The sequence below is a fragment of the Paenibacillus sp. OK060 genome (assembly GCF_900101205.1).
Lineage (GTDB): Bacteria > Bacillota > Bacilli > Paenibacillales > Paenibacillaceae > Paenibacillus > Paenibacillus marchantiae.
This window is the reverse complement of record NZ_FNFR01000004.1, coordinates 452,441-464,161: the sequence shown is the minus strand read 5'-3', so window position 1 is coordinate 464,161 and position 11,721 is coordinate 452,441. Positions and strand designations below refer to the sequence as shown.

Annotated in this window: 9 protein-coding genes; 2 read left to right on the top strand and 7 right to left on the bottom strand. The window is 46.6% G+C overall.

What is annotated here, in order from left to right; genetic code table 11:
* Positions 1-40 precede the first annotated feature (40 nt).
* The 4 genes from BLS14_RS17235 to BLS14_RS17220 form a co-directional block, all read right to left on the bottom strand.
* Positions 41-724, bottom strand: coding sequence for a CpsD/CapB family tyrosine-protein kinase (locus BLS14_RS17235; protein ID WP_063564510.1), 684 nt, complete (start codon positions 722-724; stop codon positions 41-43).
* A complete protein-coding gene (locus BLS14_RS17230) occupies positions 702-1,454 on the bottom strand; it encodes a YveK family protein (RefSeq protein ID WP_063564511.1) in 753 nt (250 codons plus the stop codon). The genes BLS14_RS17235 and BLS14_RS17230 overlap by 23 nt, the downstream gene beginning before the upstream one ends.
* A 66-nt stretch (positions 1,455-1,520) precedes the next feature.
* Entirely contained in the window at positions 1,521-2,279 is a 759-nt protein-coding gene (locus BLS14_RS17225; RefSeq protein WP_072734354.1) for a tyrosine-protein phosphatase, read from the bottom strand.
* Between the two features lie 151 nt (positions 2,280-2,430).
* Positions 2,431-2,865 carry a hypothetical protein gene (locus tag BLS14_RS17220; protein WP_063564513.1) on the bottom strand — a complete coding sequence of 145 codons (435 nt, stop codon included), beginning with the start codon at positions 2,863-2,865 and terminating at the stop codon, positions 2,431-2,433.
* Positions 2,866-3,197: 332 nt separating this feature from the next.
* Between BLS14_RS17220 and BLS14_RS17215 the strand changes: the two genes are divergently transcribed.
* Positions 3,198-3,566 (top strand): helix-turn-helix domain-containing protein, encoded by a 369-nt coding sequence (locus BLS14_RS17215; protein WP_063564514.1) that lies wholly within the window; start codon positions 3,198-3,200, stop codon positions 3,564-3,566.
* A gap of 102 nt (positions 3,567-3,668) precedes the next feature.
* Here BLS14_RS17215 and BLS14_RS32645 read toward each other — a convergent pair whose 3' ends face one another.
* Both BLS14_RS32645 and gltB read right to left on the bottom strand, forming a co-directional pair.
* Positions 3,669-3,824: a hypothetical protein gene (locus BLS14_RS32645; RefSeq protein WP_157258495.1), complete on the bottom strand. Its 156-nt coding sequence runs from the start codon at positions 3,822-3,824 to the stop codon at positions 3,669-3,671.
* 221 nt (positions 3,825-4,045) lie between these two features.
* Positions 4,046-8,644 (bottom strand): glutamate synthase large subunit, encoded by a 4,599-nt coding sequence (gltB, locus tag BLS14_RS17210; RefSeq protein WP_090953116.1) that lies wholly within the window; start codon positions 8,642-8,644, stop codon positions 4,046-4,048.
* A gap of 110 nt (positions 8,645-8,754) precedes the next feature.
* On the opposite strand from gltB, the gene BLS14_RS32640 reads away from it, so the two are divergent.
* Positions 8,755-8,895, top strand: a complete 141-nt coding sequence (locus BLS14_RS32640) for a hypothetical protein (RefSeq protein WP_176854580.1) — start codon at positions 8,755-8,757, stop codon at positions 8,893-8,895.
* A gap of 422 nt (positions 8,896-9,317) precedes the next feature.
* On the opposite strand, the gene BLS14_RS17205 is transcribed toward BLS14_RS32640, so the two are convergent.
* Positions 9,318-11,600, bottom strand: coding sequence for a YhgE/Pip family protein (locus BLS14_RS17205; protein WP_072734356.1), 2,283 nt, complete (start codon positions 11,598-11,600; stop codon positions 9,318-9,320).
* Between the last annotated feature and the right edge of the window lie 121 nt (positions 11,601-11,721).

Genomic DNA, 11,721 nt, shown 5'->3' with positions numbered 1-11,721 from the left:
CCTTGAAGCTTTTATTATTTGACTTCAATCCCCTTAATCTTTATGCATCTTCTCCATAGTTAGCATTTCTACCCTTCGGCACCTGGATATTGTTTAATACCGCTCCAAGAATTCGTGCGTTCACATGTTCAAGATGTGATTTTGCTTTTTTGACCAGATCCTTCTTAACCTTGCCTGCGCTCACTACCAGAATTACGCCATCACACAGTGAACTAATAATTAGTGCGTCTGTAACCGCAAGAACAGGGGGGGTATCAAATAAAATCACATCATATTCTTCTTTCAGATCCTGGAGCAGAGCCGTCATTTTACGTGAACCAATCATCTCCGAAGGATTGGGCGGTATAGGACCCGAAGACAGGACTTGCAATCCTTCCACATCCGTTTCCCTCAAGACTTCTTTAACTTTATATTGACTTGACAAAACACTGGTCAGACCCACATGGTTGGGTAAGTTAAACATACGATGCACAGCAGGCTTACGTAAATCCGTATCCATAAGCAGAACCTTTTTTCCTTCTTGAGCATAGGCAACTGCAAGATTGCCTATCGTTGTTGTTTTTCCTTCACCAGACAAAGCAGAAGCAATCATGATCGTTTGAATCTGACTATCAATGGATGAAAATTGGATATTGGTTCTCAACTTCCGATAAGCCTCTGATGAACTAGACTTGGGATTAGCCATTGTAACTAGACTCCCTTTATCTTTGGTTAACCGTGGCATATTGGCCATCACCTACCTGCTTTTGAGATGTTGTCTGCTTAGAGATGCGAGCTTCTTCTTTCTTAATTTTGGATATAACAGCGAGTGCCGGAATACCCAGTTCTTTCTCTAATTCATCTTCAGTTTTTAAGGTGTCATCCAAGTATTCCAAAAGAAATACAAAACCTATAGCCAGTAAAAGTCCTACAAGAAAACTGACGAGTATGTTTAAAGAAGGATTTACATTAATGGGTCTCGAGGAATCCGTAGTCTTCGCTTCACTTAGAATGGTTACATTATCAACTTTCATAATTGCGGGGATTTGGGATTTGAACACTTTGGCAACGGCGTTAACCGTTTTGGCCGCTTTTTCGGAAGATATACCTATGGCGGTTAAACTCATAACCTGGGATTCTTTGGCAGTAGTGACCTGAATGTTCTGCCCCAGTTGGCTCCCACTCATGCCTAGATCGGGGTATTTAGCAGAAACTTTATCGAGAATTGCTGGAGATTTAATTATTTCTATATAAGAGTTGATTACCTTAATGTTGGACTGGATTGAACCAATATCAAGATTGGGGAAACCTTCTGCGTTATATGCCTGATTAACGATTAATTTAGCATTTGCCTCATAAACAGGTACGGTAAAAAAATAATTTTTAACACCTGCTCCGATGCAAGCAACAACAACAAAGGCTACGATGATCCAAAAACGTTTACGTAAAATGTGCATATACTCTTTTAACTCCATCTCGTATTCCTCCCATTTAAATCAGCAATTATGATGAAGAACGGTGTCTTATATATAATTTGGCTGTTACCAGAACAACAATCTACGCTTCATGATCGTGGGTTCTTCCGGCTCTACGAATTGATTGTTCCATACCGAGCACGCATTATTTTGCAAATTTTGAACTAGACGATCTCCAAATCGGCGTTCAAGCAGGTGATATGCGGCCTTCATTGAAAATGTTCTTCCTTCCATATTGTGGGCGTCTGATGAAATGAAATGAAATCCGTTTTCTTTGCAAAAATGAAAACACCATCTCTGAACTTTTCGCCCGAAAAGTCCTATGACCGATTGAGCCGTGATTTGACATAAAGCACCTTGCCCAAGATATTCAACCAATAAATCGGGATTGTTCTGGATTAGACGATTTCGTTCGGGATGAGCAATAATAGGAATGATACCCGCCAACTTAAGTTCTTGGAGTATCCCGGGGAACTGCGAGGGGATATGACCAAAGGGCAATTCCAGCAACATGTATCGGCTCCCGGCGAGTGTGCAGCACTTTCCTGCGTATAAGTCTGCAATCAGGTTGTCATGCACCCTGATCTCCTGTCCGGGACGGATCTCCAAGCAAATGTTGCGTTTGCGAAGTTCTGCATGTAGCAGGTCCACTGCCTGATTGACCACGTTGGGTTGATTGTTGTACTGCCCGTTCAGGTGATGCGGAGTAGCAATAATCGAGGTAATTCCTGAGGCTGCCGCTTTCTCAGCCATCGCAATGGACTGCTCCATATGAACAGGGCCATCATCCAGACCGGATAAAATGTGGCAGTGCATTTCAACCATATCCAAACTTCCTCAATGTATGATCCCCCTCGCCCCTTTATTCATTGCGCAAATGCTTTTGGTGTTAAAGAACTAATGCATAACGCTATGAAATATAGTAAAATGGCGTTAAGTACATGCTTGTTCAGAATATGTTTAGAATGTGTTCATTTCATATGGTAAAATCAATGTAATGATAGGTTTCCTGCAAGTTAGGTTGTTCCGATGCCTTCTCATACTGAAACCGGGAAACGGTCGGAAACTGAACTTCTCGAATCATTGTATTTAACTGTCCCGTTATATATAGTGTCTGCTCTTGCTGAATATGCAAGTTTGAATGATACAATGTGAGCTCACCGAAGGGCTGTTTCCATTGCAGCTTTGCGTGGAGTCGCACACATACATGGCTATCTTCTACATCCAAACCAATTAGCATCTCTGGTGATATCGGCAAGTCCAGGTCGCTCAGGAAGGTGATCGCTCTTGTGTCCATACCTAGCAGCAGAACGGGGCGTCTTTTGCGGTCTACCAATTTGCCATGAAACTCCTGAATGTACATATGGACATTTAATTTGAGATCCGCCCATTCCTGAATCATTGAATTCATGGCTTCATTCCTTTAGAATGGATTAGCTTGCAAGAGTTGCCTATACTCCTTCTCACAGGTATATTGGCTAGGCAACGTGGTCATACTTAAAATATCCCAAATGATACATTTTGTAACTCCATACGTCCAATTTACGATACAATTTGTATCATGTCAAGCAGTATTTGGACATGGTTCTTTTGATTTACGACAATATGAGATGTCCTTAGACAGACCTATATACAACTAGGACTACTAAGGCGTTACGATGATGCAGGAAAGCTGCCCTGATCAAACACTTGGCTCAGGATTGTTTCAATATATATTTGATGGCGTTCAGGGGGAAATAGCATATGAGCTACGGAAATCGCATTGCTGAATTAAGGGAACAGCGGGGACTTACTCAAGAAGAACTTGCGAGCTCCATTCATATTACAAGAGCTGCTCTCTCCCACTACGAGAAAAACCGACGCAAACCGGATTTCGAAGTGTTAACGAGACTTGCTGACATCTTTGGCGTATCTATTGATTATCTCATTGGACGGACGAAACAAAATGATGTCGTAATGGATGAGGACGTAAGGGAGTTCGTGGACGCCCTTGAATTATCGGATAAGGAAGTGCTGGAACGCTTCGGCCTGATGATTGATGGCAAACCCTTAACAGAAGAAGAGGCACGTCGTTTTATTGCTTTTGTCCGCATGGAGCGCAGTATGGATTAAACCGCAAAGAAGACCCAGTACCGAGAAAACATCACTCTCCGGTTGCTGGGCTTTTTTATGTCTTGATTTCCCTCCATCTATTCTAGGCTTGTCGATGTGTTGTCAAGCGCGCTTGTTGTTGTCGGAGGATACGAAATGGTTCCAACGCTCCGGGTCGATTCCGCATTGCAGTAAAACTTTCATGATGTCCATCTGGGTTGCTTCGACTGGTTTACCTTTCGGCTTACGATCGCCCCTGTTTGGTTGCTTCATATTCATTCCGCTAACCTCTCTTATCTTTATACTTTCCCTGCACTCCAAAACTAGCCTAATTATACTTGAGAAAGTTCTTCAATGTTGTCGTCTCATGGCGATAGCGTTTTTTGTGCGGGTTCTAATTTTGTCGAAAACCAAATAGGAGCTCTACAGCGCCGTTTTGGCCGCCATAAAGCTCCTATTATTCTTAATACAACCCGTTCATGCAATCGGACAGGAATATATTAACCTCCTGTACGTGCAAGTTCACGCATGTTGGCTTCAAAAGCAGCCAGCAAAGCTGCCTCTCCGCTCAGGCCCGTTGCCTGAATCCGTTCGATTTGCTCGGTCATTCGTTTGAAGTCCTTCGGAATAACACGAACAAATTGATCTACAGATTGCTGCCAGTTATCCAGAATGCGCTGACCAACCGCACTACCTGTATTCGCAACATGACGTTGAATCATGCCTCGCAGATCTGCACTCTCAGAAACATCTTCGATACGCTCCAAAAGTACCATTTCCAGATTACAACGTTTCAGGAATGTGCCTTTTGGATCATACACATAAGCAATACCTCCGGACATCCCGGCTGCAAAGTTACGACCTGTATCACCCAGAACGACGACACGGCCACCTGTCATGTACTCACAACCATGGTCGCCTACACCTTCAACAACCACTTTGGCACCCGAGTTCCGTACAGCAAACCGCTCCCCAGCAATACCACGAATATAAGCTTCACCACTGGTTGCCCCGTATAGAGCCGTGTTACCAATGATGATGTTATCTTCGGCATCAAATGTGGCTTTTGGTGAAGGCATGACGATCAGTTTACCTCCGGACAACCCTTTACCTACATAGTCATTGGAATCCCCTTCAACGGTCAATGTCATACCTTTAGGTACAAAGGCCCCAAAGCTTTGTCCAGCGGAGCCGACAAATTTGAATTGAACCGTATCTTCCGGTAATCCTGCAATTCCATATTTGCGCGTGATTTCACTACCCAAAATGGTTCCTACTGCACGGTTAACGTTGGTAATTGGAAGCACCGCTTCAACCGGTTGACCAGATTCAAGCGCAGGTTGCGCCAATGGCAACAACTGCTGCATATCCAGCGTCTCCTCCAATTGGTGGTTTTGATGCTGTGTACGGTAACGTGCAGAGCCTTCCGGCATTTCAGGCACATGCAGTAATACGGACAGATCTACACCTTTCTTCTTCCAGTGGTCTACAGCCTCTACTGTTTCAAGGCAATCTGTACGACCCACCATTTCCTGAATCGTACGGAAACCAAGATCAGCCATGATTTCACGAACGTCTTCAGCGACAAAACGCATGAAGTTAACGACATGAGCAGGATCTCCCGTGTAATTTTTACGCAATTCAGGGTTTTGTGTTGCTACACCTACCGGACATGTATCCATCTGGCAGACACGCATCATGATACAGCCGAGTGCAACGAGTGGTGCTGTAGAGAATCCATACTCCTCAGCTCCCAGCAAAGCAGCAATGGCCAAGTCACGACCATTCAGCATTTTGCCGTCAGTTTCCAGCACGACACGGTCACGCAGATTGTTCAGCATCAACGTTTGATGCGTTTCTGCAAGTCCCAGCTCCCAAGGCATACCCGCGTGGCGAATCGAACCTTGTGGAGAAGCACCTGTTCCACCGTCATAACCGCTTACTAGGATAATGTCGGCACGACCTTTAGCTACACCAGCAGCAATCGTTCCAACGCCGACTTCGGATACTAATTTAACGTTGATCTCTGCACGTGGATTGGCATTTTTCAAGTCGTAGATCAACTCAGCCAGATCCTCAATCGAATAGATATCATGATGCGGTGGCGGAGAGATCAGACCTACACCCGGTGTTGATCCACGAACCTCAGCAACCCAAGGGTATACCTTACGTCCAGGCAGCTGTCCACCTTCACCCGGTTTTGCTCCTTGTGCCATCTTGATCTGAATCTCGTCGGCATTGACCAAATAGTTGGATGTTACACCAAAACGTCCGGATGCCACCTGTTTGATCGCACTACGACGAGAATCACCGTTACTATCTTTAATGAAGCGAGCCGGATCTTCTCCGCCTTCACCTGTATTGGATTTACCACCAACACGGTTCATCGCAATAGCGAGATCTTCGTGTGCCTCTTTGCTGATTGAACCGAAGGACATTGCCCCTGTTTTGAAACGTCGCATAATGTCTTCGACGGATTCTACTTCTTCCAAAGGAATCGCAGGACCTACCGGTTTCAGTCTCAGCATGGAGCGAATGGTCAGCAACTGATCATTTTCGCCTTGCACGAGTTTGGAATACTTTTTATACAGTTTGTAATCGCCAGTACGTACTGCATGCTGCAGCGTATGGATCGTTTGCGGATTGAACAGATGCTCTTCTCCGTCGTTACGCCATTGGTATTCCCCGCCGGAATCCAGTACTTTGTCATTGCCATCTTTGTCCGTAAAGGCACGGTTGTGATGAGTCAATGCTTCGGCTGCCACTTCTTCCAGACCAATCCCGCCAATTCGCGAAGGCGTCCAGGTAAAGTAACGATCAACGAAGTCTGATTTCAGACCCACCGCTTCAAAGATTTGAGCTCCACGATAGGATTGAATCGTTGAGATTCCCATTTTGGACAATATTTTAATAACGCCCTTCGTAGCCGCTTTAATATAGTTCTTCACGGCTTTCTCATGTGAGATGCCACGCAGCAGGCCTTGCTGAATCATGTCATCCAGCGTTTCAAACGCCAGATAAGGGTTCACCGCACTTACACCGTAACCAAGCAACAAGGCATAGTGATGAATATCACGCGGCTCTGCCGATTCCAGCAAAATGCTAACTTTGGTTCTGGTTCCTTTACGAATCAGATGGTGATGCAAACCTGCTACAGCCAGCAATGCTGGAATAGCCGCATTCTCGGCGTCCACACCACGGTCAGACAGTATCAAAATGTTGTGACCTTTGTCAATGACACGGTCTGAAGCTTCGAAGAGCAGTTCCATCGCTTTGCGAAGTCCTTCTGCGCCCTCTTTTGCTGTAAAGAAGATCGGAATCGTCATGGAACGGAAGCCCGGACGACGAACGTGGCGAATCTTCGCAAAATCCTCATTAGAAAGTACCGGTGTATCCAAACGAATCTGACGACAGCTCTCCGGTTCAGGATTCAGCAGGTTACGCTCAGGTCCGATCGTTGTTGCCGTAGACGTTACAATCTCTTCACGAATCGCATCGATCGGTGGATTGGTAACTTGTGCAAACATCTGCTTAAAATAGTTGTACAGACGCTGCGGACGATCCGAAAGAACCGCAAGCGGCGCATCATAACCCATGGAGCCTGTAGCTTCCATACCTGTTGAAGCCATTGGCTCCAACACTTTGCGCAATTCTTCAAATGTATATCCATACGCCAGCTGAAGCTGGGTTACGTTATCATGTTTTGGATCAGGCAGTTCCGGTGCATCCGGCAGCTCATTCAGATCCATCAGATGCTCATCGAGCCAATCCTGATACGGATTCTCGGCCGCAATGAGAGCTTTCACTTCCTCATCCGCGATGATCCGTCCTTGTTGTGTATCGACAAGCAGCATACGTCCAGGACGCAGACGATCTTTATAGAGAATTTCTTCAGGAGCGATATCAAGTACCCCTACCTCGGAGGACAAAATAATACGATCGTCTTTCGTTACATAGTAACGTGCAGGACGCAGACCATTACGGTCAAGAGTTGCACCAATCTGCAAACCGTCCGTAAAGGCCATTGCTGCTGGTCCATCCCAAGGCTCCATCATCGTGCTGTGGTATTCATAGAATGCCTTTTTGGCAGGGTCCATTCCCTCATCTGTACTCCAAGGCTCAGGAACCATCATCATGGCCACGTGTGGCAATGAACGGCCACTCAAATACAGGAACTCCAGCGTGTTATCAAACATCGCTGTATCCGAACCATCCGGATTGATAACCGGTTTTACTTTCGAGATGTCGTTACCGAACAATTCGCTCTCAAACAGCGACTGCCGGGCATGCATCCAGTTCACGTTACCACGCATCGTATTGATCTCACCGTTGTGGATCATGAAGCGATACGGATGGGCGCGTTCCCAGCTCGGGAATGTATTCGTACTGAAACGGGAGTGAACAAGCGCAATCGCTGATTCTACGAGATCTTCCTGAAGATCCAGATAAAACTGTCCCACCTGTTCCGTTGTCAGCATGCCTTTGTAGACGATTTTGCGACAGGACAAGCTTGGCAGGTAGAATGAACCACCTTCTGCTTCATCCGCCGAATAACGAATAGCCAGCTCCGCACGTCTACGAATGACGTACAATTTCCGTTCAAATCCCAATTCATCCTTAACATCAGTCGATCTTCCAATGAACACCTGACGCACATAAGGCTTCGCTGCAAGCGCAGAACGTCCCAGCATCTCATCAAACGTAGGCACATCCCGGAAACCCAGGAACGTCTGGCCTTCTTCTTCGATGATCTTCTTAAGGCTCTCTTCATGCGCGCTCCGAATGACAGGGTCCTGTGAAAGGAACAGCATCCCTACGCCATAGAAGCCCTGTTCAGGTAATGCAAAACCAAGTCGGTCCGCTTCCTGCGCAAAATAGCGATGTGGAATCTGGATCAAGATACCGGCTCCGTCACCGGAATTCGGCTCACTGCCCTGTCCTCCGCGGTGTTCCATGTTACTCAGCATGGTCAGTGCCTGACTAACGATGTCGTGTGAAGGTACTCCTTTGATGTTGGCAACAAAACCCATTCCGCATGCGTCTTTTTCGAACTGTGGGTCGTACAGACCCTGTTTAGGAGGTAATCCGATGTGTCTCATGGAACGCAACCTTTCTATAGTAAAGTATTTCGGAAAGATCAAGAACATAGGCAACAAGCAACAATGAAACGGAAGGAGCGGGCATTTCAATATGAATAAACACCTGCTAGATGAACGAGGCGACAGCAATAAGGGCTGTCAATCTTATAATTGCTGCTATTGCGGCAGAGGCCATCCATGAGATGAGCTGGTCCGGATCACCCGGTAAACAGCTTGGTATAACAACACGCAACCGCTGGCACGGCCGCTGATATGGAGCGACGTTTTTTGATATAGTTCTATTATTTTAACACCGACCTAACATCAGCGCAATTTAAACTTTTTAATACCTCTGATAAGAAATGTTTTGCAGTACAGCTTTAGTGTGCTGATGCTAAATTTCATATCTTTTTCGAATAATTATACACATTTTATGTCAGAGTACAACTAATTTTAATTGCTGACAAAAGAAAATCATTCCATATGTGGCCTGCATTTAACCATAGTTGGGCCAATTTCTCATACCATGCTCCAGCGAATATCTTCATCCTTATGCATTTGTATACAAAAAGAGTCTGCAACCCATTTTCGGGTCACAGACTCTTTGCACTATTTGACTACTATATTGCATAATTTTGATACTTGAGTTCAAAGTTTATTTTCACTATTCTGTCCTATTCCGGTTCAATTCGGCTTATGCCGTCACCACTTGACCGGATTCAGCCACTTCAGCTTCTTTTTTGCGACGTTTGCCGCTCCAAAGGAAGAAAGCCAAGGTCAGCAGCACAGATACACCTGCATAGATTGACAGAATACCGACCTGATGCCACATCACATCGAAATTGCCACTGGATACAACTGCTTTGAAGCCCATGATGCTGTGCGTCATTGGCAGCCAAGGGCTAAATGACTGGAGCCATGACGGAATCAGCTCTACCGGGAAGGTTCCCGCACTTGCTGCAAGCTGGAAGACCAATAACAGGATGACAACATAACGACCTGGCAAGTCAAGCCAAGTTACGAGGGCCTGAACAATAAACATAAAGGTTAGTCCCGTAAAGATCGTGAACAGATAGAACAGCGGTACGCTGTGCGTTTCCAGTCCAAGACCGTACAGCATGAAGCTTGCCACGATTACGGATTGGATAATGCTCACAAAACCGAATACGAGTGTACGGCTGACAAAACGGTTCCAACCCGTTGCGCCCGGTACGGAAGTTTCCCGCATTTTCAAAACAATCGTTGAAATCAGTGATCCAACAAACAAACCGATGGACAGGAAGAACGGCGTCAACCCTGTACCGTAATTGCTCACGTTCTCTGTTGTGTTCTCGGACGTATTCACAGGTTCGGCGAACATATTCACCACATCGTCCGTTTTCTTGACTTCTGACGTTTTCTGAGCTGCATCGTTCAGCTTGGTAGCCAGTTCGCTTGAGCCGTCTTTCAGCTCAGTTAAACCATCTGCCAGCTTGCCTGCCCCATCACCGAGTTGTTTGGAGCCATCCGTTAGTGAACTCACGCCACCGCTCAGTTTACCTACACCCGTTTGCAGGGCTGTGGTTCCCGAGCCCAGCTGCTTGGCTCCATCTGCCAGCAATGTGCCGCCACTTGCAGCTTCACCCAACTTGCCGCTAAACTGCTTCAGACCATCGGAGAGCTTCGCTCCGCCTTGGCTAAGCTGTCCAGCGCCCGCCAGCAATTGCTGCTGACCATCCACCAACTGGTTCGCACCCGTCAGAAGCTGCTCTTGGCCTCCATGCAGCTCGGATGCACCTGATGCCAATTGCTGATTGCCCTGGTGCAATTGATCTGCACCCTGCGCAAGCTTCTGTTCGCTCTCATGCAATTGCTTACTGCCTTCAGCGACTGCTGCACTGGCTGCCAGCAGCTTCTGTACATCCTCACTGGCTGCCAGTTCAGGGTTGGATGCAGCTAGCTGCTTCAACCCGTCAGCAACGCCCTGAGCACCGTCAGCAACCTTGCTGCTGCCGTCTACTGCAGATTGCAGGCCAGTGGCCAATGTGCCGCTGCCTTGCACTGCGCTTTGCAGACCCTCGGACAGCTTCGCACTGCCCTGCTCAGACGATTGCAGACCTGCTTGGAGCTTGCCTGCTCCGTCTACGGAAGACTTCAGTCCAGTTTCCAGCTTGGCACTGCCGTCCTTCAGTTGGTCTGCTCCGCTCTGAAGCTGGCTTGTTGCGGCTGCTTGAAGCTGCTGCAAACCGGATACCAGATTCGATGTTCCACTTTCAAGTTTGGTTGCACCCGTGTGCAGTGCATTGACACCATCACTTAATGGAGACAAGCCATCCTGAAGTTCCAATGTACCGGATGCCAACTTCGCCAGATTATCCTTGAGCTTCACAGCTCCATCATCCAGCTTGCCTGCGCCCGTATTCAAGTCTCCTGCGCCATCGCCAGCTTCAGCCAATCCGTCCGATACTTCGGAAAACTTGTCGAGCAGGGTCTCCGCATAGGATTCCGTTACTTTGGCCGAAACCTTAGCTTTCAGATCCTTGATAGCCGTCTTGCCAATCTGCGCACCCACGAAGCTGTAATTACCATTCGGTTCGTAGATTAGATCAGCCGGCTCTGGCTTGTCATCAAGCAACGTCGTTGCCTGGGAAGAAAAGTTTTCCGGGATCGTAATTTGCATATAATACTTGTCGTTTTCCATGCCTTCTTTAGCTTGGCTGGCACTGACAAAATCCCATTTAAAATCTGCATTCTTCTTCAGCTCATCAACGAGGTCACTACCGACATGCAATGATTTGCCTTCCAGCTCTGCACCTTTATCAAGGTTAACAACCGCAACCGGCATTTCATCGACATGACCATATGGGTCCCAGTAGGCAGCCAAATAGATACCACTATATAGAATCGGTATAAACAAAATTGCAATAACGGGGATCAACACCTTCGGGTTTCTCACGGCCGATCCCACATCCTTGAAAAACACGGATAAAGATTTCATGTCATTTTCTCCCCTTGTTCTCTCTGCTTTCCAAGCAGAATAACCATAATGAAATTAATTTTGATGCGTTCCGGAAAATTTACCGAAACACGAAGTGACCACTTTCCTCAAACGGTCACTT